Origin of the sequence: Pseudomonas prosekii (genome assembly GCF_900105155.1) — a bacterium.
GTDB classification, from domain to species: Bacteria; Pseudomonadota; Gammaproteobacteria; order Pseudomonadales; family Pseudomonadaceae; genus Aquipseudomonas; species Aquipseudomonas prosekii.
Map to the genome: position 1 here is coordinate 4198305 of NZ_LT629762.1, position 24601 is coordinate 4222905.

Genomic DNA, 24601 nt, shown 5'->3' on the forward strand with positions numbered 1-24601 from the left:
TCGCTATCGCGAGCAAGCTCGCTCCCACGGGAGTACGCGTTCCAATGTAGGAGCGAGCGGGCGGCGTTCCGACTTGCCCGCGAAGAGGTCATAAAGGCCAATACACAACCAATTGAAGGAACTCAGCCATGCAAGACTGGCAACGTTCGGTGATCTACCAGATCTACCCGAAAAGCTTTCACAGCCACGCCGGCAATCCGACCGGGGATTTGCTCGGCGTGGTCGCCAAGCTCGATTACCTGCACTGGCTGGGCGTCGATTGCCTGTGGATTACGCCATTCCTGCGTTCGCCGCAACGCGACAACGGTTACGACATCAGCGATTACTACGCCATCGATCCGAGCTACGGGTCCATGGCTGACTGCGAGTTGCTGATCGCCGAGGCTGGCAAGCGCGGGATCAAGTTGATGCTCGACATTGTGGTCAACCACACCTCCATCGAGCACGAATGGTTTCAGCAGGCGCGCAGCAGTCTCGACAACCCTTACCGCGACTTCTATATCTGGCGCGACCAGCCGAATAACTGGGAATCCAAGTTCGGCGGCTCGGCGTGGGAATATGAAGCGCAGACCGGCCAGTACTATCTGCACCTGTTCGACCACACCCAGGCTGACCTCAATTGGGACAACCCGAACGTGCGCGCCGAAGTGTTCAAGATGATGCGCTTCTGGCGCGACAAAGGCGTCGGCGGTTTCCGTCTCGATGTGATCAACCTGATCTCGAAACCGGCAGATTTCCCCGAAGACAACAGCGACGGTCGACGCTTCTACACCGACGGCCCGAACGTCCACGACTACTTGCAGCAGATGCACCGCGAAGTGTTTGAAGGGCACGACCTGATCAATGTCGGCGAGATGTCTTCCACCAGCCTCGAACACTGCATTCGCTACTCGCGGCCGCAGTCGAAAGAGTTGTCGATGACCTTCAACTTCCATCACTTGAAAGTTGACTACCCGAACCTGCAAAAGTGGATTCGCGCCGACTTCGACTTCCTGCAACTCAAGCGCATTCTTTCCGATTGGCAAACCGGCATGCAGGCCGGTGGCGGCTGGAACGCGTTGTTCTGGTGTAACCACGATCAACCGCGCGTGGTCTCGCGTTTCGGCCATGACGGCGAACATCGCGTGGTGTCGGCGAAGATGCTCGGCACGGCGCTGCACTTCCTGCAGGGCACGCCGTTTGTGTACCAGGGCGAAGAGTTGGGCATGACCAATCCGGGCTTCGATCACATCGATCAATACCGCGATGTCGAGACGCTGAACATTCATCGCCTGCAACGCAACGCCGGGGTCAGCGACGCCGACAACATGGCGGCGATCATGCAGAAATCGCGGGACAACGGGCGGACGCCGATGCACTGGAATGCCGAGCCGAACGCCGGTTTCAGCGTCGCCGAACCGTGGATCAGCGTGCCGGCCAACGCCGCGCAGATCAACGTCGCCAGCCAGCTCGATGACGCGGATTCAGTGTTGCATCACTACCGCCAGCTGATTGCCTTGCGCCGCAGCGAAGCTCTGATTTCCGATGGCGTGTACCGGCAACTGCTGCCCGAACATCTGCAAGTCTGGGCGTATGTGCGTGAAGGTGACGGGGAGCGTTTGCTGGTGCTGAACAACTTCTACGGCACACCGTGTGAAGTTGAATTGCCAGAGCAAGTCATCAGCCCAGCAATGACGCAACGCTTGCTGATCAGCAACTACCCGGACAATCCGCCGCGAACCCGGCAGGTATTTCTACGGCCCTTTGAGTCGTTGGTACTGCACCTGACCGACCACTAAAAACAGCGCTCAACAACACCGTTTCAAAAAACACGCAGAACACTGCGCGGGGGAGTTTTGCGCGCTGTTTTTGCTGCGAGACACAATAAAAATAATGGAGTGGCTCATGAAAACAATGATAAATCGCAGCCTGGCAACAGCGGGCGTGTGCCTGGCGTTGCCGTTCTCGGCCCAGGCGTTGGAGTTCGGCGGTTACTTGCGCAGCGGCGTTGGCACATCGCTCAACAGCGGCAAACAACAGTGTTTCCAATTACCCGGCGCACAGACCAAATACCGGTTGGGCAACGAATGTGAACAGTACGGTGAACTTGAACTTCGTCAGGATTTGCGCACCTTTGACGACGGCTCAGTCCTCAGCGTCGACGGCATGGCGTCGTTGTATAACCAGTACGACAAAGACCTGACATTCAACGGCGATAACGGCTCGGTGCGTTTGCCGCAGCTGTACGCGCAATGGTCAAACATGCCGAGTTTGAACGGCGGTTCGTTGTGGGCCGGTCGGCGTTACTACAAACGTAACGACATCCATATTTCCGACTTCTATTACTGGAATCAGAGCGCCACCGGCGGCGGTGTCGAAGATGTGTTGATCGGCGATCTGAAATACAGCTACGCCTATTCACGCAAGGACAACCTTTACCAAAAGGACTACATCAATCGGCATGACTTCAACGTCGGCGGCTTCAACACCAACCCCGGCGGTGAACTGGAATTGGGCCTCAGCTATATCGACAAACCCGACAGCCGCGACGCCCACCGTGGCTGGGCGGTTACCGCGCAACATGTGCAAAAAGGCTTTCTCGGCGGCAAGAACAAACTCGCCTTCCAGTACGGCGAAGGCCCCGGCACCGGATTGGGCTATACCGGTAACGTGAAGCTTGATGACAGCAACAAAAGTTATCGCGTGGTGGAGTTTTTCGACTGGCAAGTAACCCCACGGTTTGGCGGGCAGATCGAAGCGGTTTATCAAAAAGACATTCGCCCGGACGGCAACGACCAGAACTGGTTATCCCTCGGCGTTCGGCCGGCCTACGCGATCACCGATCAGTTCAAACTGGTGACCGAGTTGGGCCACGATCAAGTGCAGGCGCCGGGTGGTACGCGCAAGCTGAGCAAGTTCACCTTCGCGCCGACCTGGTCACCCAAAGGCCCGGAATTCTGGGAACGCCCGGAGGTGCGTTTGTATTACACCTATGCGACCTGGAACCAGGCCGCCAAACGCGCGGCGAATCAATTGGCCGCAGGCTCGGCGCTGTCCGACACCGGCACGTTCGGCACGGCGCGCCACGGCGCGAACGTCGGCATGCAGGTCGAGTATTGGTGGAAATAAGCGATGCTGTCGGGGCCTCGCGCTCTCTCGGCACTTCAAAGAACAAAACAGCAGGTGACGTCATGGCAACACCCCAACCTTTGCAATTGCACGCGCCGTTGTCCGGCGTATTGATGCCGCTGGACCAGGTGCCGGATCCGGTGTTTTCAAGTCGGGTGATCGGCGACGGCGTGTGTATCGATCCGACTTCAAGCACCTTGTGCGCGCCAGTGGCCGGGGTTGTCAGCAATGTGCAGGCCAGCGGGCATGCGATTACCGTCACCGGGGAAAATGGCCTGCAAGTGTTGATGCACATTGGCCTCGACACGGTGAACCTCGCGGGCAAGGGCTTTACCCGTTTGGTCGAGGAGGGCGAGCAGGTTGACGTTGGTCAGTCGCTGATCGAATTCGACGCCGATTTTCTCGCATTGAATGCCCGCAGCCTGCTGACGTTGATAGTGGTGGTCAGCGGCGAGCCGTTTACCTGGCTGGTAGCGGAAACGGGCGCGGTGGACAGCGGTCAGCCATTGTTGAGCTTGCAGACTAATGCGCAAACCACGGACGAATCGTTGCCGGGAGAAGGCGAGGCGCTGCTGTCCAAACCGATAACGCTGAGCAACCCCAACGGCTTGCACGCGCGTCCAGCGGCGGTGTTTGCGCAAGCGGCGAAACGGTTCGCCGCCAGTGTGTTCCTGCATAAGCAGCATGAGCGGGTGAACGCGAAATCGCTGGTAGCAATCATGACGTTGCAGACCGCGCACCGTGATGTCGTGCACGTCAGCGCGGCGGGTGCGGACGCCGAAGCGGCCATCGAAATACTCAGCGAGTTGCTGAACAATGGCTGCGGCGAAGCCGGGGCAGGTCCGGCGCCGCTGGTGCCGATGATGCCGAGCGCTAGCGAAGCTCAATCCTCGACTGTGCTGCGTGGGGTGTGCGCGTCGGCCGGTTCGGCGTTTGGCCAAGTGGTGCAGATCGCCGAGCCACCGCTGCCGGTCACCGAGCTCGGCGCCACGCCGCAGGTTGAGCGCGATGACCTCGCGCGGGGCTTGGCCGAAGCGCTGGCGGACTTGCAGCAATTGCGCGACAACGCAGTGGGCGAGGCCCAGGCCGATATCTTCAAGGCTCATCAGGAATTGCTCGAAGACCCAAGCCTGCTGGAAGTGGCGCACGTGCTGATCAACGAAGGCAAGAGCGCCGGGTTTGCCTGGCGCGCGGCCACCGAGTCCACCGCAAGCTTGTTCAAAAGCCTCGGCAACGCGCTGCTGGCCGAGCGCGCGGCGGATTTGGCGGACGTCGGCCAACGGGTGCTCAAGCGCATTCTCCGGGTCGAGGATCGCGCGCTGGCGTTGCCGGACGGCGCGATCCTGATCGCCGAACAACTGACGCCGTCGCAGACTGCCGGGCTCGATACGCGCAAAGTGTTGGGGTTTGCCACGGTCGGCGGCGGCGCGACCAGCCACGTCGCGATCCTTGCGCGCGCCGCTGGCCTGCCGGCGATCTGCGGTTTGCCGCTGCAAGTGCTGGACCTGGCCGACGGCACACAGGTGTTGCTCGACGCCGATAAGGGCGAATTGCACCTCGCCCCGGATCTGGCGGCCATCGAACAACTGCAAGCCGACCGTCAGCTACAACAAAAACGCCAGCAACACGAATTGGCCAACGCTGCGCTCGCGGCGTGTACCCGCGACGGTCATCGCATCGAAGTGACGGCCAACGTCGCCTCGTTGAGCGAAACCGAGCAGGCGCTGACGTTGGGCGGCGAGGGCGTCGGGCTGTTGCGTTCGGAGTTCCTGTACCTGGATCGCAATCACGCGCCGAGCCATGACGAGCAAGCCTCCACTTACAGCGCCATCGCCCGCGCCTTGGGGCCGACGCGCAATCTGGTGGTGCGCACCCTGGACGTCGGCGGCGACAAACCGCTGGCCTACGTGCCGATGGCCGCCGAGAGCAATCCGTTCCTCGGCATGCGCGGGATTCGCCTGTGCCTGGAGCGCCCGCAATTGCTGCGCGAGCAATTCAGGGCGATCCTCGCCAGCGCCGGTTTGAGCCGTTTGCACATCATGCTGCCGATGGTCACGCAGCTTTCAGAGCTGCGAATGGCTCGGCAGTTGATGGAGGAAGAAGCGCTGGCGCTGGGCCTCGCGGAGTTGCCGAAGCTGGGGATCATGATCGAAGTGCCTGCGGCGGCGTTGATGGCGGATCTGTTTGCGCCGCAAGTGGATTTTTTCTCGATCGGCACCAACGACCTGACCCAATACACCTTGGCCATGGACCGCGATCATCCGCGTCTGGCCAGTCAGGCCGACAGTTTTCATCCGTCCGTGCTGCGCTTGATCGCGAGCACCGTCACCGCTGCGCATGCGCACGGCAAGTGGGTCGGCGTGTGTGGTGCGCTGGCTTCGGAAACACTGGCGACGCCGCTGTTGCTGGGGCTCGGGGTCGATGAATTGTCGGTGAGCGTGCCGCTGATTCCAGCGGTAAAAGCGGCGGTGCGCGAGGTCAATCGGGTCGATTGCCAGGCGCTTGCCCAGCAAGTGCTGGGGCTGGAAAGCGCTGAACAGGTGCGCGAAGCGTTGCGCGTCTACCACGCGGCGACGGTCGATACTTCACTGGTTCTGGAGGACTGAACATGTTCGAGAAAATGCAGCTGGCGTTCTGGAAAGCGCTGACGCCGGACCTGATAGCGGATGAGCCGAAGGTTGTGGCACCGGTGATGAAAGAGGGCTTGGCGCCGGCGATTGTCGCGGCGTTGGGTGGTGCGGATAACCTCAAATCGCAACAGCCGGTGGCGCTGACCCGAGTACGCGTGGAGTTGCGCGATGTGGCGCGGATGGATCGCTTGGCGCTGGACGCGGCGGGTGTGGCGGGGGTGATGACACTGGATAACGGGGTGGTGCATTTGTTGATGGGATTGGTGGTTGCTGGGCGTTAGGTGGGCAGGGTCAAGAGCGACCCCTCACCCCAGCCCTCTCCCCAGAGGGGAGAGGGGGAAAGGGAGCAGATCTCCATGGTTTTCAGGTTCAGAGTTCGACATTAAATCGCGAAGACAAACCTGAGTTCGACTCGGTTTTTCAGGTCGATGTAGCTCCAGGATCAACTCTGACAAACCTGAGTTCGACTCGGTTTTTCAGGTCGATGCAGCTCCAAGATCAACTCGGTCAGTCCCCTCTACCCTCTGGGGAGAGGGTTAGGGTGAGGGGTGGCCCTTACTGTTTCTCAACCGCAGGTGTATCGTATTCGCCTTTTGCAGGCCCCAGGTCTGTCGCTGATACGTGAGGTAGTTGAGTTCATGTCCTTTACCCGTCGACAAATACTCGGTGGTCTGGCCGGTCTTGTGGTGGTTGGCGTGGGGGCCGGGGGTGCGTCGCGTTATTGGCTGGGCAAGATGGCCGACGCAGAGGCCGGCCACGACTATGAACTGATCGCCGCGCCGCTCGACGTCGAACTGGTCGCCGGGCACACAACCCAAGCCTGGGCGTTCGGCCCGTCGGCGCCGGGCACCGAGTTGCGTGTGCGTCAGGGTGAATGGCTGCGGGTGCGCTTCATCAATCACTTGCCGGTCGCGACCACCATCCACTGGCACGGCATTCGCCTGCCGCTGGAAATGGACGGCGTGCCGTACGTCTCGCAGCTCCCAGTGCTGCCGGGCGAATACTTCGACTACCAATTCCGCGTGCCCGACGCTGGCAGCTATTGGTATCACCCGCACGTCAACAGCAGCGAAGAACTCGGGCGCGGCCTCGTCGGTCCGTTGATCGTCGAAGAGCGCGAGCCCACCGGTTTCCAGTACGAAAAAACCCTGAGCCTGAAGAGTTGGCACGTCGATGAAGAGGGCGCGTTCGTCGCGTTCAGCATTCCCCGTGAAGCGGCGCGCGGCGGCACCGCCGGGCGGCTGTCGACCATCAACGGTGTGCCGGTGCCTGTGATCGATTTGCCCGCCGGGCAGATCACTCGCGTGCGCGTGCTCAACCTCGACAACACCCTGACTTATCGCCTGAACATTCCCGGCGTCGAAGCGCAGATCTACGCGCTGGACGGCAACCCGATCACACCGCGCCCGCTGGGCAAGGAATACTGGCTTGGCCCGGGCATGCGCATTTGCTTGGCAATCAAGGCCCCGGCGGCCGGTGAAGAATTGTCGTTGCGCAACGGCCCGGTGCGACTGGGCACCCTGCGTTCGGTGGCCAACAATGACGCGCCGACCCAGTGGCCACCGGCGCTGCCGGCCAATCCGGTGTCCGAGCCGGACCTGGCGAATGCCGAGAAACTCAACTTCAATTTCGAATGGGTCGGCTCGGTTTCGGTCAACGTCGACAACGGCAAGCCGCCGAGCCTGTGGCAGATCAACGGCAAGGCTTGGGACATCACTGACAAGACCTGCGCCGACCGCCCGATTGCCAAGCTCGAAAAGGGCAAAAGCTACATTTTCGAATTGAAAAACATGACGCAATACCAGCACCCGATTCACCTGCACGGCATGAGTTTCAAAGTCATCGCGTCGAATCGGCACAAGGTCATTCCGTATTTCACCGACACCTATCTGTTGGGCAAAAACGAGCGCGCGCAAGTGGCGTTGGTGGCGGATAACCCCGGCGTCTGGATGTTCCACTGCCATGTGATCGACCACATGGAAACCGGCCTGATGGCCGCCATCGAGGTGGCGTGATGCGGCAGATTCGTCCCGCGGCGATCATCGACCGCAGCCGTGACCGCGATTTCATGCGCGAAGCCCTGGCGCTCGCCGCTCAAGGCGCGGCCCTCGGCGAAGTGCCGGTCGGCGCGGTGCTGGTGCAAAACGGCGAGATCATCGGGCGCGGCTTCAACTGCCCGATCAGCGGCAGCGACCCCAGCGCCCACGCCGAAATGGTCGCGATCCGCGCCGCCGCCACCGCCGCCAGCAACTATCGCCTGCCGGGCAGCACGCTCTACGTGACACTCGAACCGTGCAGCATGTGCGCCGGGCTGATCGTGCACTCGCGGATTGCGCGGGTGGTGTACGGCGCGCTGGAGCCAAAAGCCGGGATCGTGCAGAGCCAGGGGCAGTTCTTTACCCAAAGCTTTTTGAATCATCGGGTGGTGTTTGAAGGCGGGGTATTGGCGGATGAGTGTGGGGCAGTGCTGAGCGAATTCTTCAAGGCCCGAAGGGCTAAACCCGCAGAGTAAACACCGAATTACTGTGGGAGTGAGCCTGCTCGCGATAGCGGACCAACCTTCAACATCTTTGTTGGCTGAAAGGTCCTTATCGCGAGCAGGCTCACTCCCACAGGTTTTTTGGTGACTGGGAGATCGGGGTTTATTTACGGGCAACGATCACGGCACGCATCGGCGCCGGCAGTCCTTCGACGGTTTTGCTGTGATCGTCCGGATCAAGAAAATCACTCAGCGACTGATACTTCATCCATTCCGTCCCGCGCTGCTCCTCGACCGTCGTCGTGCTCACATCCACGCAGCGCACGTCGCTGAATCCGGCGCGGCGCAGCCACAATTCCAGCGCCGGCACCGATGGCAGGAACCACACGTTGCGCATCTGCGCATAACGGTCCTCCGGCACCAGCACTTGCTGCTGATCGCCGGCAATCACCAATGTCTCCAGCACCAGTTCGCCGCCCTTGACCAGGCAATCCTTGAGCGCCAGCAAATGCTCGATCGGTGAGCGACGGTGATAGAACACGCCCATCGAAAACACCGTGTCGAAGCCTTCCATATTCGGCGGCAAGTCTTCGAACGGGAACGGCAGATGCCAGGCATTCGGCTCTGACAAGTAACGCTGAACCGCCTGAAACTGGCAGAAGAACAACCAGTTCGGATCGACGCCGATCACGCTGTCAGCGCCGGCGCCGAGCATGCGCCACATGTAATAACCATTGCCGCAGCCGACATCGAGGATGCGTTTGCCCTGCAAGTCCAGATGCGGCGCGACCCGCGACCACTTCCAGTCCGAGCGCCATTCGGTGTCGACGTGCACGCCGAACAGGTCGAACGGTCCCTTGCGCCACGGCGACAGCCCCATCAGCGCCGTGCGCATTTGCGCGCGGGTGGCATCGTCGCAATCGGTATCGAGCGTCAGACCGTTAAGCAGATCGACTTCGCTCGGCTGAATCTTCGGTAACGCGTCCAGCGCGCTTTGCCAGCGCTCCAGATCGCCGTGACCCTTTTCCATTTTCTTGTCGAGTTGCGCCTGCAACGTGTTGGCCCAATCGGCCAGCGGCGTGCCGGCCAGACGGCGGGCGAGGGGGGACAGATCAATCATGGCAAGGCAATCAACGAGGCAAAGTTAAGACACTGGAACCACGGCACGACTTTCGAGAACCCGGCGGCCAACAGGCGTTCGCGGTGTTCTTCGAGGCTGTCGGGCTTCATGACGTTTTCGATGGCGCTGCGTTTCTGGGCGATTTCCAGTTCGCTGTAGCCGTTGGCGCGCTTGAACGCGACGTGCAAATCGGTGAGCAGCGCATGCTCTTCCAGATCATTGAAACGCAGCTTCTCCGACAGAATCAGCGCGCCGCCCGGCAACAGCGATTGGCGGATGCGGCTGAGCAACGCGGTGCGCTGCTCCGGGGCGATGAATTGCAGGGTAAAGTTCAGCGCCACCACCGAGGCCGGCTGAAAGTCGAGGGCCAGAATGTCACCTTCGATCACCTCGACCGGCAGCAACTCCTGGAACATCGAGTCCTGACCATTAAGGTATTCGCGGCAGCGCTCGACCATCGCCGCCGAGTTATCCACAGCGATCACCCGGCAACCGTCGGTGCGCACATGCCGGCGCAACGCTTGAGTCACCGCCCCCAGCGACGAGCCGAGGTCGTAGAGCACGCTGTTCGGCTGGGCGAATTGCGCGGCGAGCACGCCGAGGTTTTCAACGATGGTCGGGTAACCCGGCACCGAGCGCTTGATCATGTCCGGGAACACCCGCACCACGTCCTCGTTGAAGGCGAAGTCAGGCACCTGGGCCAAAGGCTGGGCGAATAGGCGATCGGGTTCTTTGCTCACGGCGGTTCCAGCGGCATAGGTGGAAAAGGCCGGCATTTTAGCCAAATTGCCCGGGGGATGCGCGGGTTGTCTGATAAACCGTGGGGAAAGTCGATGGGGGTACTCGTGGGGCGAGAGCGGCGGACAGCGTATTGCAAGGGTCAAAATGGCGGAATGGCTAAACCCGAAACCAGATCTGGCCATTCACAGCTGATTTTTACAGTGGGCGCAGCAATACGATCAGGGTCGCTTTGCCGACGATTTTTAATTCTTCGTTTCTCGCGTTAACGCCTTTGAAGTCGTAACTCAGTGTGTAATGCAGTTTGCTCTCGCTGCTCTCGATCGACATCACCGAGAACGAGCCGCTCTTCGGTTTGTACTGCAACGAGGTGATCAGGCCCGGGAGCGCGGCGGTCTCGAAGTAGTCGACGGTATTAAACGGAAAGTTGGCATCGCCGACCTGGTAGGTATCGGATTTGATGTTTTTGTCGAAGACCAGGCTGAAGCCTTTTTTCGATGCCCCGGAGATTTCTTCGGCGTTGGCGCAGGCGATAAAAGAAATCAGTGAACTGTTGGGGTCGGCGTCGAATTGGACAGCCTGGCTGAAAAAGGGCACACGGTCGGAAACGACGGCAGTAAATTCGGCGCTGACGGAGACACTGCGTGTGACTGGCGCTTCGTTAAAGATATTCATGAGTACCTTCCCTGTAGAAATCAGTGTGGCTTGAGTGCCACGCCGGATACTAGGCTGCGTGAAGGTTCATGGGTACTGTCAGATCTGACAGGCTCGCAGGGTAAACGCACACTCAACCTTGAAGACTTCGGGAGCCGCATCCTCGACATCGTCCAATTCGAAATCGACATCGAACGTGGCGGAATACACGTTGCTGTGCGGATCCAGGTTGAGATAAACCGAGCCCGTCAGTGGTCGGGTCCGAAAGAATGTGTAGTTTCTGAGTCCTGCGTATCCCAGCAACAGATAGTCATTGGGATAAGGGTGAAAGCCGTTTGCCGGCAACTGCGAGCCGTCCTTCTTCAGCAGGACACTGCACACGGTGGTGTCGCCGGGAAGGCGTTCTTCCCAGGCGCGGCACTCGAGTTTCAGCCAGTTGGTTTCACTGATGATCAATCTGGACGTCGAAAAGCTTTCGCCGGTGCTGGTCGTCATCAGCCAGCGGCCCGCCGCTTCCCTTTCCTGGTCTTCTGAAGCGATTTGCACAGAACATCTCCCTGATAACGGTGTTCGCCATTACCGGGAGGATAGGGTGGTTGCTTCAAGGCCGCTACTGTCAGAAATACCAGTTGCAAATGTCGTCAGGAGGGTTGCTGTTTCAGGCAGTGTTGCCGGTATCGCGTGGCAGTCTTTTCGAGAATGCCGAGGCGGCGATGCCCCACTGGCCCAACCAGTAACTGAGGATGATGACGTACGGCGCGGCGTTGAACGGCGTGACGAAGCGGTTGATACCGATCACGCTGTCGGAGAAGACGAACGCCAGCGCGCCCGCCGCCGCCAGCAGCGCAGAGCGTTTCGGCACGTCGGTGCCGAGCCGGGCGAGGGCGCGCCAGAGCATCGCGCTGATCGCCATGGCGTAGACGATCACTGGCACCAGCAAGGGGCCGAGGCCGTTCGATATGAGAATGCCGAGCAGCAGCGCACCGACGCCGAGGGCGATGACCAGCGGCAAGAGTGCCAGGCGCCGGCAATCGCTCAAGTAGGCTTTGAGGTACGCCAGATGCGCGACCAGAAACGCCCCGAGCCCAAACACAAACAGATCCCCCGGCCATGCCAGCAGCACGTCGCCGAGTAGCGAGAAAATCAACCCGAGGCTGATCCAGCGCCGATATTCGGTGGGCGGCGCGTCGTGCAGCCAACCGAGCAGGGCCAGCACCGGCAATGGCTTGACCAGCAGGCAAAGCAGCGCGGCGTGCACGCTCAAACCGTAGAGAAAAGTCACCGCGCCCATCAGCGCGAGGATCAGCCAACCCACGATCAGTTAACCGAAATGGCGCAGTCGAAAGTTTGCACCGCTGGCACCTCTGGTGCCCACGGTTGTGAGTACGTCAGGCGCAAACGGCCGGTGCCGCTGGCGAACGACTGGAAACGCCAGGTCGAAACCCCGGCGCTGCCGACGATGCCGGCGTCTTCCGGATTGCTGTAGACCTCGGGGCTCAATGCGCGCAACACGCCACCGGCGGAATCCTGGATCGACCAGCGATAACCCGTGGTCGGGTTGCTCGGCAGCATCACGATCAGGTTTTGCCCGTTGTGCAGTTTCGCCGGGCATTCGCTTTGTTTTTCCACGGTCACGTTCTGGCTGGTCTGCGAGGCGCAACCGGCCAGCAAAGCGACTGCCATCAGCGCGGCAGCGAGGGGAACAAACAGGCGGGTGGGGGACATAAGGTCAGAGGCTCCGGCATTCACGACGAACGGCGAGCATAACTGAAGATGAGACAAAGTGTGACAGTCAGTCAGGGATGGGCGGCGAGCCGGATTGCCGCATCGCCGCGTTTGGTTTTCTGCCACAGCGGTGATGCAGGTATGCCATAACTCTCCGGGCGGCTTAATTCATCCCTTCAATATAAAACGTGAAGTTACCCTTCAACTCCCGAGTGGCGGTGCCGAGCCCGGACTTCGCCACAATGGTGAACTCTTCAACTTCATAAGTGCGCTTTGGTGTTCCCGCGCCTGTCACCTTGATCCTCAAGGCACCTGATGTGATGGTGTATTGATTAGGCCGTTGCTTTGTCCCGTCATAAGTATGCTCCGTGTAACCGGCGGAGGAGAATGCCGAACCCTGTTGGAGCGGGTATGTTCCGCTGGCAATGTTGCCAAGAAGAGAAAATGAAATATGCCTCTCGCTGTAGGGTTGTCCTTGGTTGACATAAAACGTCAGCGAGTAGTCTTGCGGGTCAAACAGCGTATGAATGAATAAGTCCGTTGATTCGAACGGGACTCGATGGTTCGTGTTGAAGCTTATTTTGCCGTTGATATTCGTGTCCATGAACAATCAATCTCATAGGTGGTTAAGGGGGAGCGAGCTGGCGCCCGCAGGTGAGAAATTCAGGTATTCACGACGAGCGTCGAGCAAAACTGAAGTTGAGACAAAGAGCGAGGATGACTCAACCAATGAGAATGACTGCCAGCCAAACTTCAAAATCGGCTTCAACCTCCAGCTTGAGTCCTGTTCTAGAGGCAGCGGTAAAGTTCAGGCGTCTGGCGGTGTAGTATTCGAAATTCTCCGATACTTCCAGCTCAAGCGTTCCCTCTGTTGTTTCGAATGGCACGAGAAAATGCTGGTTTCCGATATTTTGCATTTCAGAGTAAGCCAACTGAATGATCGGCCCGCTCGTATCGTCTTTGTTGAAGGAATAGGTGCCGGAAGTGATGTCGCCGCTAAGATGCAAGGAAATTCGCCGCTCGCTGTGGCGGCCTCCGCGCTCCGCAATAGCCGTTACCATGAACTCCTTGCCGTCCGACACGTACTCTACTTGTTGAGTATGAAAATTCGCCCGGCGTTTTGTTACTCCAGTGTCGTCCTTGCGAGGAAAACTGGCGTTGAATTCACCTGTAATGTTGGCGAACTGAGTGGCGCGATAGGTAGAAACGGCGAAGTTGCTCATTTTTTTTCTGCCTGGCACTGATAAGAAGAGTCGATGCTTATTGGAAGGCTTGGTGGGGTGAGCGTCTACTGTCAGAACTAACAGTTGAATAGGCCGTTTTGCTATAGGTTCAACCAAATGTGCCTATATTTCGTCACTGAAATAAAAAATGGCCAAGTTTTAATTTGGCCATTTTTTGTGGGGGCGTATCAGGATCAGAACAAGATCTTCGCCACATCCGCAAAGCGCTTGGCGAAGTGCACGGTGATGCCCTCTTTCAGGTAGTCCGGCAATTCTTCGAAACTGCCACGGTTCGGCTCCGGCAGGATCAATTCGAAAATCTTCTGCCGCCGCGCGGCGATGACTTTTTCGCGCACCCCGCCGATCGGCAGCACATGCCCGGTCAGCGTCAGCTCGCCGGTCATGGCGATGCCTTTTTTCGGCGCCTGATTACGTGCGAGCGAGAGCAGGGCGCTGGCCATGGTCACGCCGGCGCTCGGGCCATCTTTCGGGGTCGCGCCTTCCGGGACGTGCAGGTGAACGAAGGCTTCGTCGAAGAATTTCGGGTCACCGCCAAACGACTTCAGGTTCGAACTGACGTAGCTGTAGGCGATTTCCGCCGACTCTTTCATCACGTCGCCCAGTTGCCCGGTGAGTTTGAAGCCACGGTTGAGCGTGTGAATCCGCGTCGCTTCAATCGGCAACGTCGCGCCGCCCATGCTGGTCCACGCCAGCCCGGTGATGACGCCGGTGCCGGACAGCACTTGTTCGTTGCGAAACACCGGATGGCCGAGTGACGCTTCGAGGTCTTTCGGGCCGATCTTGATCACCGCTTTTGGCTCGTCGATCAACTTGACCACGGCTTTGCGCACCAGTTTGCCCAGCTCTTTTTCCAGGTGGCGCACCCCGGCTTCGCGGGCATAACCGTCGATCAAGGCTTTCAATGCGCTGTCGCTGATGCTCAGGCTGCCTTTCGACACGCCGGCCTTCTCAAGCTGTTTCGGCCACAGGTGACGCTTGGCGATGGCGATCTTTTCTTCGGTGATGTAGCCCGACAGACGAATCACTTCCATGCGGTCGAGCAACGGGCCGGGAATCGAATCGAGGGTGTTGGCGGTGCAGATGAACAGGACTTTCGACAGGTCCATGCGCAGGTCGAGGTAGTGGTCGAGGAATTCGACGTTCTGCTCCGGGTCGAGGGTTTCCAGGAGCGCCGAGGCCGGGTCGCCCTGGTAGCTTTGGCCCATCTTGTCGATTTCGTCGAGCATGATCACCGGGTTCATCACTTCGACGTCTTTCAACGCCTGCACCAGTTTGCCCGGCTGCGCGCCGATGTAGGTGCGGCGGTGGCCCTTGATCTCGGCTTCGTCGCGCATACCGCCGAGGCTGAAGCGGTAGAACGGCCGGCCCAGCGATTCGGCGATGGATTTGCCGACGCTGGTTTTGCCCACGCCTGGCGGGCCGACCAGCAGCACGATGGAACCGCTGATCTCACCTTTATAAGCACCGACCGCGAGGAATTCGAGGATCCGGTCCTTGATGTCGTCGAGGCCGGCGTGGTGTTTGTCGAGCACTTTGCGCGCGTGCTTGAGGTCGAGTTTGTCGTCGCCGTAAACGCCCCACGGCACCGAGGTCGCCCAGTCGAGGTAGTTGCGCGTGACCGCATACTCCGGCGATCCGGTCTCGAGGATCGACAGCTTGTTCATTTCCTCTTCGATGCGTTTCTGCGCCTGCGCGGGCAGTTTCTTGCTTTCGAGGCGTTGCTGGAACTGTTCGATGTCGGCGCTGCGATCATCCTTGGTCAAGCCGAGTTCTTGCTGGATGACTTTGAGTTGTTCCTTGAGGAAGAACTCGCGCTGGTGCTCGCCGATCTTGCGGTTCACTTCGGCGGAGATTTCTTTCTGCAGGCGCGCGACTTCGACTTCCTTGCGCAGCATCGGCAGGACTTTTTCCATGCGCTTGAGCATCGGCACGCAGTCGAGCACTTCTTGCAGTTCGCTGCCGGTGGCGGAGGTCAGCGCGGCGGCGAAGTCGGTCAGCGGCGACGGATCGTTGGGGCTGAAGCGGTTGAGGTAGTTTTTCAGCTCTTCGCTGTACAGCGGGTTGAGCGGCAGCAGTTCCTTGATCGCGTTGATCAGCGCCATGCCGTAGGCCTTGACCTCGTCGGTCGGCTCGGTGGGCTGGTGCGGGTATTCGACTTCGACGAGGTACGGCGGGCGATGGTGTTTGAGCCAGGTTTTGATGCGGACGCGGGTCAGGCCTTGGGCGACGAATTGCAGTTTGCCGTTTTCGCGACTGGCGTGGTGCACTTTGACCAGGGTGCCGTATTCGGGCAGCGCGCCCGTATCGAAATGGCGCGGATCTTCCTGTGGCGTGTCCATGTAGAACAGGGCCAGGGAGTGGTGATCGGATTTGCTTACCAGGTCCAGTGTTTCAGCCCACGGTTCTTCATTAACGATCACCGGCAGCACTTGGGCCGGGAAGAACGGGCGATTGTGGATCGGGATGATGTAAACCTTGTCCGGCAGGTTCTGGCCAGGCAGGGCGAGCCCTTTGCCGGTGGAGTGGTGTTCGATGTGGTCTGTTTCGCTGAATTCGGTGGGGTCTTCGGGGAATTCTTGCTGGTCGCTCATGGGGCACCTGCGCAATGGAGTATGGGTCTTAGATGGGGCAGGTGGGGGGTGGTTTCAATGGCTGTTGGTTTTTCTTGGGGGCGTGGCGGCCTTTGGGCCGACCATGTTCTTGGGGGGTGGGTATGTATTCCCCCAATCCCCTGTAGGAGTGAGCCTGCTCGCGATAGCAATCGATCCCCCAAAATCCATCCACCTGACACACCCCTTCCGCCGCCCCCCATAAATCCAGCGCCCACAAAAAAGCCGACTCCCTCTCCGGAAACGCCTTCATTCAATGTCTGCTGATAATTCAAACAGTTCGTATGCAACCGGGAATCATCCTCTGCAACTCGCGTTCTGCCTCAACAATCTGCTCGGCCAGGGCTGCTCGGTAAGCGCTGAGAGATCGTCGAAGGTGATGTTGCCGGTCAGTGTGCCCAGTTCGAACAATTGACGGTTCCTTGCGAGGCCCGTGCACGAATGTGCTGTTATTTATGACAGTAGACAGCTTTCCTGGGGTACCGCAGATTTGGGTGGTGTGCTCATCGAGGAGGACACGTTCATCAACTCGGGAAACATAGGGAGATAAACAGTGAACTATCCAATCAGCTCGACCTACAAGGGATGGACCATTCTCGAATACAGCCCGGCCAACGCCGGTAATCGTTTCCGAATTGTTTACCCTGGAGGCAATGAGAGCGGCTTGTTCGAGTCTTTGAAACAGGCTCAGGACTCGATTGACTATCTGCTAGAGCAGCTTAAGGGCGACGGAAGGTTTTAAGCGGCTGTTTGTCCGCAGACAGGGATGTTGAATACTGAGCCATCATCGCCGGCTCGCTCACATTTGTGCCTCGCAAGACAAAAACAGCGCCCACAAAAAAAGGCGACTCCCTCTCAGGAGTCGCCTTTTGTCCTTCAACCGCCGCTAAACCTTACTCGGACAGTTTGTACGCCATCACATAGTCACCCTGCTTGGTGCCCAGCGACCCGTGACCGCCCGCAACAACGAGCACGTATTGCTTGCCGTCCTTGCCGGTGTAGGTCATCGGTGTGGTTTGGGCGCCTGCTGGCAGGCGGCCTTCCCACAGTTGCTTGCCGTTTTTCACGTCGTAGGCGCGCAGGTACTGGTCGAGGGTGCCGCTCAGGAAGGCGACGCCACCGGCAGTGGTGAACGTGCCGCCCAGGCTTGGGACGCCCATGCTCAGCGGGATTGGAACCGGCGAGCTGTCGCGCACGGTGCCGTTTTTATGTTTCCAGATGGTTTTGCTGGTGGTCAGGTCGACCGCCGCCACGTAACCCCAGGCCGGAGCCTGGCACGGCAGGCCCATTGGCGAGAGCAGGGCTTCGAGGACTACGCCGTACGGCGCGCCTTTGTTTGGCTGCACGCCTTCGGTTTCGCTTTTACGCGGGCCTTGCGCGGCGATTTCGGCGGCCGGGATCATTTTCGATTTGAACGCCATGTAGCTCGGGTTCACGAAAGCGATCTGACGGACCGGGTCAACCGAGATACCGCCCCAGTCGAACACGCCGAAGTTGCCTGGATAAACAATCGAACCCTGCAGCGATGGCGGCGTGAACGGGCCGTCGTAGCGCATGGATTTGAAGTCGATCCGGCAGATCAGTTGGTCGAACGGGGTCACGCCCCACATGTCGCGCTCTTGCAGCGGCGGCGGCATCAGGTTGAGGTCGGATTTCGGTTGGGTCGGCGAAGTGTGATCACCTTCGACAGCGCCTTGTGGCACCGGCACTTCGTTGATCGGCACGATCGCCTGGCCGTTGCTACGGTCCAGCACGTAGATGCTGCCTTGCTTGGTCGACGCGAGTACCGCTGGCTTGACGCCGTCAGCGGTTTTCAGGTCCATCAGGGTTGGCTGGCCACCGACGTCCATGTCCCACAGGTCATGGTGGGTGAACTGGAAGTGCCATTTGACTTGACCGGTGGCGATGTCCAGCGCGGTCAGGCCGGCGGCATGCAGTTCCGATTCAGGGGTGCGCGCACCGCCGAACTGGTCCGGAGTCTGGTTGCCCATCGGCAGGTAGAGCATGCCGAGTTTTTCGTCGACGGCGAACATGGACCACATGTTCGGCGAGTTGCGCGTGTAGGTCTGGCCTTCGGCAATCGGCGTGGTGTCGTCCGGGTTGCCGCTGTCCCAGTTCCACACCAGTTTGCCGGTGTGCACGTCGAACGCGCGGATCACGCCGCTTGGCTCGTCGGTGGAAACGTTATCGGTGACGTGACCGCCAATCACTACCAGGTCTTTGGTGACGGCTGGAGGCGAGGTGGAGTAGTAACCGCCGGCGGCGAAGCTGCCGATGTTGGCGCGCAGGTCAACCTGGCCCTTGTCGCCGAAGTCTTCACACATTTTGCCGGTGTCGGCGTCGAGTGCGATCAGGCGAGTGTCGGCGGTTGGCAGGAAGATCCGGCGTGGGCACACGGCGCTGACTGGCGCGGTGCTCGCAGTGCCGGTCGGGCTCTGTTCGGAAGCGTAGACGGCGTCATCGTGATACGACACGCCACGGCAAGTCATGTGCGCCCAACCCTTGAAGTTCGCCGCGTTTTGCGTGGAGAGCTTCGGATCGAAACGCCAGATTTCCTTGCCGGTGTCCGGGTCCAGCGCGATCACCTGGCTGTGCGGCGTGCAGACGTAGAGCATGCCGTTGACTTTCAGCGGGGTGTTTTCGGCGGTGGTTTCGCCCGGATCGTTAGGGCCAGGGATGTCACCGGTGCGGTATGTCCAGGCTGGGACCAGCTTGTGGGCGTTCTGCGGGGTGATCTGCGCCAGTGGCGAATAACGATCGCCGTGCGCGCTGCGACCGTAGGAATTCCAGTCACCGTCCGGCATCGCCGGGGCAGTGTTGGTCATGCCCGGAACGCTGTCGCGATCCAGTTGACCTTTGGTTTCACCCGGGTTGGTGAACTGGCTGGCCAGTGCAGCGGCGCCCGCGAGCACCACGGCCACGCTCAGCGCGCCAGTGCCCATCGGTGCAGCGCCGGTGCGTAACAGCGGACGGCGGAACCACGGCAGCAGCATGACGATGCCCAGGGCAAACAACAGCGCCAGACGCGGCACCAATTGCCACCAGTCGAGGCCGACTTCCCACAATGCCCAAACGGTACTGGCGAACAGCACCAGCGCGTACAGGCCCAGTGCCGCACGGCGAGCCATGATCAGCAAAATGCCGCTCAGCGCCAGGCCGATACCGGCCAGCAGGTAATACAGCGAGCCGCCGAGCATGCTCAGCTTGATACCCCCGGCCAGCATGGCCAGGCCCATTAGCAGAAGCAGGATACCGAGCAGGCTCGGTAGCAGGCGGCTTCGACTCAAAGCACCATCAGTGCTCATAGTGTGGTTCTCCGTGACGTTTTAAGTAGTCCCGCGCAAGTTCACTGTAGATGACGATCCGGCGTGGGCATGGTTCAGTTAAAAAGTGTTCAGTTAAATGAAAACCTGTGCGGTCTTGTAGGAGCGAGGCTTGCCCGCGAAGGCGGCGTGTCAGTCAACATCAACGTTGAATGTAATGGCCTCTTCGCGGGCAAGCCTCGCTCCTACAAGGTTTGCAGCAGCCTCAGAACGAAGTGGTGATCTTGATCCCGCCAATCAGCGCGTCATCGACCTTGTCCACGCCACCCGGGTGGCGGATGTATTGCAGGTTCGGGCGCACGGTCAGCCAGTTGGTCACGTGCACGCCGTAATAAAGCTCGGCGCTGTATTCGGTGTCTTGCGGCGGCACGAACGTCGCGTCGTCGTAGTCATAAACCCCACGTGCCTGATTGATCGCCTCGGCGTTCTTGCGATAGGCCGGGTTGACGTGAACCCGCGCCATGGCAAAACCGATGTCGTCCTTGGCGCGTGCATCGAACAAGCCTTTGTAGACGACGCCGGCCTGGACATAGTTGTCGATGGCGTTGGTCTTCTTGTCGTGCATCGTGCCGTTGGCGAACACGCTCAAACCACGGGAATTATCGCTGGCGCGGCTGGTGATCTGCTGCTGCACACCCAGCCACACGCCGTGCTTGCTCGACGCGCTGCGATAGGCTTCGCCGCTCAGGGCCGCAGGCTGGCCGTTGCGATCCTTGTAGGCGTCGGTGGCTTTCGCATTGCTGTAGTAATAACCGGCGCGGTACTCGCCCGGCAGGCCGTTGAACTTCGGCGTCCACACCAGCTCGACCGGCAGGATTGCGCCTTGAGTGCCGCTGCCGCTGAGCTTGAAGCCGTTGTTGCGATCAAGGTTGGACGGGTTCTGCTCATACGCGCCGACCTGCGCATACAGCTCTGGCGTCAGGTGATATTTGACGCGCATCGCCCATTGGCTGACCGGCCAGTTGTACCAGATGCCGCCGACCCAGTTGCCGACCTGCGAGCCGCAGAACGCCAGGTTCTGGAAGTCGCACGGGAAGCTGTTGAAGTCTTCGCCCTCGCCAAAGCGGCCGACCTTGATGTCGAGCTTCTGGTCGAAGAATTTCTGCTGATACCACATCTGCGTCAGGCGCCAGGTCTGGCCACGGCCCCAGACTTCCTGGGCCGAGGTGAAACCGCCGACCCGTGGGTCGTTGATCCGGTCGTTGCTGATGTTGTTGCCGCTGCGTTCGGTGACGGTCAGCTGAAATTCGGCATCGTCCCAACCGAGGATCTTCTGCAAGTCCAGATGCGTGCCGAGGCCGAACTGGTCGCTGTAGCGCGCCGTGCGATCGTGGTCATAACCGCCGTGCAGGTTGCTGCCCATTTCGCCGGTGTAATCGACTTTGAAGTCGTAGCCTTTTTCCGCGAGTTCGGTGCGCGTGCCGTTCCAGTCGCCGAGCATCCACGGCGACTCGCTGTCGAAGGCCGGGGCGGCGTGAACGCAGGTGGCGAGGCCGAAGGCGCTGAGGCCGCCGATCAGGTTCAGGGCTTTTCGCTGGGCAACAGGCATGCGGACAGCGCTGTCTCGCAGAGTAGGAAAATCAGGCATGGGTAAGTCGTTCTTGATCTTTTTCAGGGGGGTGAACTGAAGCGGCAGTATGTCGCGGGCAGCAGAAGCGATTCAGCTTGACGGGCGCAAGGATAATGTCCTGTTACAAATAGAGAAAGCGCTTTTCCTGACATGGATCATTTCGGATTCGGTAACAGTCGCCTGCGACCGCGCGTCGCACGACATTCCTCGACCCTGTAGGAGCAAAGCTTGCTCGCGAAAGCGGTGTGTCAGTCAATGAAGATATTGCCGGTGCGAACGTCTTCGCGAGCAAGCTCTGCTCCTACAGTGGGGGGCGGTGTGTCAGTCGACGAAGATGTTGCCGGTGCGGACGTCTTCGTGAGCAAGCTCTGCTCCTACAGTGGGGGGCGGTGTGTCAGTCGACGACGATGTGCCGATGCGAACGCCTGTGGGAGCAAAGCTTGCTCGCGATGGCGGTGGGTCAGTCGACGACGATGTTGCCGATGCGGACGCCTGTAGGAGCAGAGCTTGCTCGCGATGGCGGTGTGTCAGTCAATGAAGATATTGCCGATGCGGACGTCTTCGCGAGCAAGCTCTGCTCCTACAGTGGGGGGTGGTGGGTCAGTCGACGAAGATGTTGCCGATGCGAACGCCTTCGCGAGCAAGCTTCTCTCCCACGGTTGGTGGTCGGGATGGCCTACAGTTAACGGAGCGCTTCCACCCGACGAAGGCCTCGGCTAAGGTGCGCGGCTTCTTCAAACTTTCTTTGCGCAAAGGCCCGGCATGACCGAACACAACAACGACAACCCGCTGCACGGCGTGACGCTGGAGCAAATCCTCAACGCCCTGGTCGCACACTACGAGTGGGCGGGGCTGGCCGAGCGCATCGACATTCGTTGCTTCAAGAGCGATCCGAGCATCAAGTCGAGCCTGACCTTCCTGCGTAAAACCCCGTGGGCGCGGGAGAAAGTCGAGCGCCTGTACGTCAAACTGATGCGCACCAAGCGTCCCCTCTGACTATGCGTGCCTTATCGACGCCGGGTTCTGCCGCAAGGCGTCGGTGTATCGCCGTGGCGGCCGTGCTCGGTTGGGCCGGTTTGAGCATTCAGCTGTACCTGATTCTCGGCTCACGCTGGAGCATCGGCGCCAGCCTGCTCGGCGGGCTGATGGCGTTTTTCAGTTTTTTTACCGTGGTCACCAACACCCTGGTCGCAGTGGTGCTGAGCTATGCACTGACCACGCGCGAATCGGCGGCGCGGCGCTGGTTTCTGCAACCGTCGGTGAGCAGCGGCGTAGCCGTCAGCATCGCCGTGGTCGGCATTGCCTACAGCGTATTGCTGCGGCATTTGTGGCATCCCGAAGGTTGGCAATTGATCGCCGACGAATTGCTCCACGACATCATGCCGCTGCTGTTCCTGATCTATTGGTGGTGCTGCGTGCCCAAAGGCACTTTGCGCCTGCGCCACATCGCGCTGTGGGTGATTTATCCGCTGGTCTATTTTGCTTTCGCGCTGCTGCGCGGGCACGTGCTGAGCGCTTACCCGTATCCATTCATTGACGTGCCGACGCTGGGTTATCCACAGGTGTTTATCAATGCCGGGGGGATTTTGGCGGGGTTTGTGCTGATGGCGCTGCTGATGATCGGGCTCGATCGCTGGCGAAAACCGATCCGATAACACCGCAGACCTGTAGGAGCGAGGCTTGCCCGCGAAAGCGCTGTGTCAGTCAGTAAAGTTGTCGACTGACACACCGCCTTCGCGGGCAAGCCTCGCTCCTACAGGGGCTCGGCGTCGAGGGGATGTGGATTGAGGCGGGTTATTCCTCGTCGCTGCCTTCGGCGCGCCAGTAACCGGCGGCTTTGACGAACTGCTCATTCAGCCCATGCTCATCCAGCAGCACCCGGCGAATCTGTCGCGACACCTTGGTTTCCGTCGCCACCCACGCGTACAAATCGCCGCTCGGCACTTGCAGTTGCTTCACTGCGTTGAGCAGATTATTCGTGCCGCCATCGCGCAATACCCAAATCACATTGACCTGCGCCGCGCTCTGCAGAGCCTGCTGTTCAGCGCCGTTCTCGACTTCAATGATCACCAGCGCGCGGCGATTGGCCGCCAGGCCTTCGAGGCGGCGGGCGATAGCGGGCAGGGAGGTTTCATCGCCGATCAGCAGATAGCTGTCAAAAATGTCCGGCACGATCATCGAGCCGCGTGGCCCGGCAATGTGCAGCGATTGCCCCGGTTGCGCCTGTTCTGCCCAGGTCGAGGCAGGGCCGTCGCCGTGCAGGACGAAATCGATGTCCAGCTCCAGCGCGTCGAGGTCATAGCGACGCGGCGTGTAATCGCGCATCGGCGGCATCGGCTGATCGGACTTGCCGGCGCCAAGCACCAGGGTTTCCAGGGCGGCCGTTTGCGCCGCGTTCTGCGGGAACAGCAGTTTGACGTGGTCATCCGTGCCGAGGCTGACGAACCCCGCCAATTCCGGCCCGCCGACCGTGATGCGGCGCATGCGCGGCGTCAGGTCCACCACCCGCAGCACCTCCAGCCGACGACGTTTGATTTCATGCATCACGCGGTGAATGGTCTGGGTATCAACGGGAGTCATTCGGGTTTCTCCTGTGCGGCTTGAACGGCGGGGCCGTCGACAATGGCTTTGGCGGTGTTGTTGAGCAGGGTCGCGACACGCACGATTTCTTCGGCGCTCCAGCGCCCGTGATGCAATTGCAAGGCGTGGCGCAGGTTGTGCACCGCCTCGTGAATTTCTGCCGGGCGATCATGTCCGCGCAATGAACGTTTGCTGACGTCGATGCGCATCCGCACACCTTCCAGGGCAATCGCCTGATCGCTCAAGGACAAGCGCCCGGCGTCGGTGATGCTGTAGCGTTTTTTCCCGCCCTCGGCGTCGCCGCTGATCATTTCGCTTTCTTCCAGAAACGTCAGCGTCGGGTAGATCACGCCGGGGCTGGGGCTGTAGGCGCCGTCGAACATGCCTTCGATCTGGCGGATCAAGTCGTAGCCGTGGCACGGCTGTTCGGCGATCAGCGCCAGCAGCAGCAATTTCAGGTCGCCCGGGGCGAAGACCCGTGGGCCACGGCCGCCGCGTTCGCGTCCGGGGCGTTTCTCGAAGCCGTCGCGGCCGTCACCGTGTTCGCGGTGGTGGGAATGATGGTCTCTCATTTTTCCAGTTCTCCTGACGTGTTTAGATACAACTTAAGATATATCTTTGGCGTCAAGCAAGGCGATTCGACCAACGGCGCGGGACGTTGCTGGTTCGCGCGTGGGAAATTGTTCCTCGCCGGCGTCCGATTGTTCGCAATGCATCGGAGGAAGAATGGAAGTAACCGGATGTATATATTTGCCCCTCGAAAATTAGTGCTACTTCTCTAAAACAGTGTTTTCGCCTAATGTTCATTGAGTCCCGGATAT

22 protein-coding genes are annotated in these 24601 nt (G+C 59.9%); 9 read left to right on the plus strand and 13 right to left on the minus strand.

The window, feature by feature from the left end:
- Positions 1–128 precede the first annotated feature (128 nt).
- The 6 genes from treC (at position 129) to tadA (ending at position 8250) form a co-directional block, all read left to right on the plus strand.
- Positions 129–1778: an alpha,alpha-phosphotrehalase gene (treC, locus tag BLU01_RS19225; RefSeq protein ID WP_092278494.1), complete on the plus strand. Its 1650-nt coding sequence runs from the start codon at positions 129–131 to the stop codon at positions 1776–1778.
- Positions 1779–1884: 106 nt separating this feature from the next.
- On the plus strand, positions 1885–3108 hold the full coding sequence (locus BLU01_RS19230; protein WP_092278496.1) for a maltoporin: 1224 nt from the start codon (positions 1885–1887) through the stop codon (positions 3106–3108).
- A gap of 62 nt (positions 3109–3170) precedes the next feature.
- Positions 3171–5714, plus strand: a complete 2544-nt coding sequence (gene ptsP / locus BLU01_RS19235) for a phosphoenolpyruvate--protein phosphotransferase (RefSeq protein ID WP_092278498.1) — start codon at positions 3171–3173, stop codon at positions 5712–5714.
- 2 nt (positions 5715–5716) lie between these two features.
- Positions 5717–6019 (plus strand): PTS transporter subunit EIIB, encoded by a 303-nt coding sequence (locus tag BLU01_RS19240; RefSeq protein WP_092278500.1) that lies wholly within the window; start codon positions 5717–5719, stop codon positions 6017–6019.
- Positions 6020–6376: 357 nt separating this feature from the next.
- A complete protein-coding gene (locus BLU01_RS19245; protein ID WP_092278502.1) occupies positions 6377–7753 on the plus strand; it encodes a multicopper oxidase family protein in 1377 nt (458 codons plus the stop codon).
- Positions 7753–8250 (plus strand): tRNA adenosine(34) deaminase TadA, encoded by a 498-nt coding sequence (tadA, locus tag BLU01_RS19250; protein ID WP_092278504.1) that lies wholly within the window; start codon positions 7753–7755, stop codon positions 8248–8250. Before BLU01_RS19245 ends, tadA begins: the two co-directional genes overlap by 1 nt.
- A 130-nt stretch (positions 8251–8380) precedes the next feature.
- Here the strand turns inward: tadA and cmoB are convergent, their stop codons facing one another.
- The 9 genes from cmoB to lon all read right to left on the minus strand — a co-directional run bounded on the left by cmoB (position 8381) and on the right by lon (position 16289).
- Positions 8381–9337, minus strand: coding sequence for a tRNA 5-methoxyuridine(34)/uridine 5-oxyacetic acid(34) synthase CmoB (gene cmoB, locus BLU01_RS19255; protein ID WP_092278507.1), 957 nt, complete (start codon positions 9335–9337; stop codon positions 8381–8383).
- On the minus strand, positions 9334–10113 hold the full coding sequence (gene cmoA / locus BLU01_RS19260) for a carboxy-S-adenosyl-L-methionine synthase CmoA (protein ID WP_178076565.1): 780 nt from the start codon (positions 10111–10113) through the stop codon (positions 9334–9336). The genes cmoB and cmoA overlap by 4 nt, the downstream gene beginning before the upstream one ends.
- A gap of 160 nt (positions 10114–10273) precedes the next feature.
- A complete protein-coding gene (locus BLU01_RS19265; protein WP_092278509.1) occupies positions 10274–10750 on the minus strand; it encodes a hypothetical protein in 477 nt (158 codons plus the stop codon).
- A 78-nt stretch (positions 10751–10828) separates the two neighbouring features.
- Positions 10829–11275 (minus strand): hypothetical protein, encoded by a 447-nt coding sequence (locus BLU01_RS19270; protein WP_092278511.1) that lies wholly within the window; start codon positions 11273–11275, stop codon positions 10829–10831.
- A 112-nt stretch (positions 11276–11387) separates the two neighbouring features.
- The gene (locus BLU01_RS19275; RefSeq protein ID WP_197675564.1) at positions 11388–12044 is read right to left on the minus strand and encodes a lysoplasmalogenase; all 657 of its coding nucleotides are present in this window, start codon (positions 12042–12044) and stop codon (positions 11388–11390) included.
- Between the two features lie 2 nt (positions 12045–12046).
- On the minus strand, positions 12047–12454 hold the full coding sequence (locus tag BLU01_RS19280) for a protease inhibitor I42 family protein (RefSeq protein WP_092278515.1): 408 nt from the start codon (positions 12452–12454) through the stop codon (positions 12047–12049).
- 163 nt (positions 12455–12617) lie between these two features.
- Complete coding sequence (locus BLU01_RS19285; protein ID WP_092278517.1) at positions 12618–13058, minus strand: hypothetical protein; 441 nt, start codon at positions 13056–13058, stop codon at positions 12618–12620.
- Positions 13059–13176: 118 nt separating this feature from the next.
- Complete coding sequence (locus BLU01_RS19290) at positions 13177–13677, minus strand: hypothetical protein (protein ID WP_092278519.1); 501 nt, start codon at positions 13675–13677, stop codon at positions 13177–13179.
- Between the two features lie 194 nt (positions 13678–13871).
- The gene (gene lon, locus BLU01_RS19295) at positions 13872–16289 is read right to left on the minus strand and encodes an endopeptidase La (protein WP_092278521.1); all 2418 of its coding nucleotides are present in this window, start codon (positions 16287–16289) and stop codon (positions 13872–13874) included.
- A gap of 571 nt (positions 16290–16860) precedes the next feature.
- On the opposite strand from lon, the gene BLU01_RS19300 reads away from it, so the two are divergent.
- Positions 16861–17049 carry a hypothetical protein gene (locus BLU01_RS19300; RefSeq protein ID WP_092278523.1) on the plus strand — a complete coding sequence of 63 codons (189 nt, stop codon included), beginning with the start codon at positions 16861–16863 and terminating at the stop codon, positions 17047–17049.
- A gap of 151 nt (positions 17050–17200) precedes the next feature.
- Here BLU01_RS19300 and BLU01_RS19305 read toward each other — a convergent pair whose 3' ends face one another.
- Both BLU01_RS19305 and BLU01_RS19310 read right to left on the minus strand, forming a co-directional pair.
- Complete coding sequence (locus BLU01_RS19305) at positions 17201–19612, minus strand: glucose/quinate/shikimate family membrane-bound PQQ-dependent dehydrogenase (protein ID WP_092278525.1); 2412 nt, start codon at positions 19610–19612, stop codon at positions 17201–17203.
- Between the two features lie 223 nt (positions 19613–19835).
- Positions 19836–21218, minus strand: a complete 1383-nt coding sequence (locus tag BLU01_RS19310) for a carbohydrate porin (protein WP_092278527.1) — start codon at positions 21216–21218, stop codon at positions 19836–19838.
- Between the two features lie 744 nt (positions 21219–21962).
- Between BLU01_RS19310 and BLU01_RS19315 the strand changes: the two genes are divergently transcribed.
- Both BLU01_RS19315 and BLU01_RS19320 read left to right on the plus strand, forming a co-directional pair.
- Positions 21963–22196 carry a VF530 family protein gene (locus BLU01_RS19315; RefSeq protein ID WP_092278529.1) on the plus strand — a complete coding sequence of 78 codons (234 nt, stop codon included), beginning with the start codon at positions 21963–21965 and terminating at the stop codon, positions 22194–22196.
- A 2-nt stretch (positions 22197–22198) separates the two neighbouring features.
- Positions 22199–22855, plus strand: coding sequence for a Pr6Pr family membrane protein (locus tag BLU01_RS19320; RefSeq protein ID WP_092278531.1), 657 nt, complete (start codon positions 22199–22201; stop codon positions 22853–22855).
- Positions 22856–22994: 139 nt separating this feature from the next.
- On the opposite strand, the gene BLU01_RS19325 is transcribed toward BLU01_RS19320, so the two are convergent.
- On the minus strand, positions 22995–23780 hold the full coding sequence (locus BLU01_RS19325) for a siderophore-interacting protein (RefSeq protein WP_092278533.1): 786 nt from the start codon (positions 23778–23780) through the stop codon (positions 22995–22997).
- Complete coding sequence (locus tag BLU01_RS19330; protein ID WP_092278535.1) at positions 23777–24352, minus strand: PadR family transcriptional regulator; 576 nt, start codon at positions 24350–24352, stop codon at positions 23777–23779. Before BLU01_RS19330 ends, BLU01_RS19325 begins: the two co-directional genes overlap by 4 nt.
- Between the last annotated feature and the right edge of the window lie 249 nt (positions 24353–24601).

Bases quoted from the DNA above. Each gene is read 5' to 3' on its own strand.
- treC (WP_092278494.1), top strand. From the start codon at position 129: ATGCAAGACTGGCAACGTTCGGTGATCTACCAGATCTACCCGAAAAGC.
- BLU01_RS19230 (WP_092278496.1), top strand. From the start codon at position 1,885: ATGAAAACAATGATAAATCGCAGCCTGGCAACAGCGGGCGTGTGCCTG.
- ptsP (WP_092278498.1), top strand. From the start codon at position 3,171: ATGGCAACACCCCAACCTTTGCAATTGCACGCGCCGTTGTCCGGCGTA.
- BLU01_RS19240 (WP_092278500.1), top strand. From the start codon at position 5,717: ATGTTCGAGAAAATGCAGCTGGCGTTCTGGAAAGCGCTGACGCCGGAC.
- BLU01_RS19245 (WP_092278502.1), top strand. From the start codon at position 6,377: ATGTCCTTTACCCGTCGACAAATACTCGGTGGTCTGGCCGGTCTTGTG.
- tadA (WP_092278504.1), top strand. From the start codon at position 7,753: ATGCGGCAGATTCGTCCCGCGGCGATCATCGACCGCAGCCGTGACCGC.
- cmoB (WP_092278507.1), bottom strand. From the start codon at position 9,337: ATGATTGATCTGTCCCCCCTCGCCCGCCGTCTGGCCGGCACGCCGCTG.
- cmoA (WP_178076565.1), bottom strand. From the start codon at position 10,113: ATGCCGGCCTTTTCCACCTATGCCGCTGGAACCGCCGTGAGCAAAGAA.
- BLU01_RS19265 (WP_092278509.1), bottom strand. From the start codon at position 10,750: ATGAATATCTTTAACGAAGCGCCAGTCACACGCAGTGTCTCCGTCAGC.
- BLU01_RS19280 (WP_092278515.1), bottom strand. From the start codon at position 12,454: ATGTCCCCCACCCGCCTGTTTGTTCCCCTCGCTGCCGCGCTGATGGCA.
- BLU01_RS19285 (WP_092278517.1), bottom strand. From the start codon at position 13,058: ATGGACACGAATATCAACGGCAAAATAAGCTTCAACACGAACCATCGA.
- BLU01_RS19290 (WP_092278519.1), bottom strand. From the start codon at position 13,677: ATGAGCAACTTCGCCGTTTCTACCTATCGCGCCACTCAGTTCGCCAAC.
- lon (WP_092278521.1), bottom strand. From the start codon at position 16,289: ATGAGCGACCAGCAAGAATTCCCCGAAGACCCCACCGAATTCAGCGAA.
- BLU01_RS19305 (WP_092278525.1), bottom strand. From the start codon at position 19,612: ATGAGCACTGATGGTGCTTTGAGTCGAAGCCGCCTGCTACCGAGCCTG.
- BLU01_RS19310 (WP_092278527.1), bottom strand. From the start codon at position 21,218: ATGCCTGATTTTCCTACTCTGCGAGACAGCGCTGTCCGCATGCCTGTT.
- BLU01_RS19315 (WP_092278529.1), top strand. From the start codon at position 21,963: ATGACCGAACACAACAACGACAACCCGCTGCACGGCGTGACGCTGGAG.
- BLU01_RS19320 (WP_092278531.1), top strand. From the start codon at position 22,199: ATGCGTGCCTTATCGACGCCGGGTTCTGCCGCAAGGCGTCGGTGTATC.
- BLU01_RS19325 (WP_092278533.1), bottom strand. From the start codon at position 23,780: ATGACTCCCGTTGATACCCAGACCATTCACCGCGTGATGCATGAAATC.
- BLU01_RS19330 (WP_092278535.1), bottom strand. From the start codon at position 24,352: ATGAGAGACCATCATTCCCACCACCGCGAACACGGTGACGGCCGCGAC.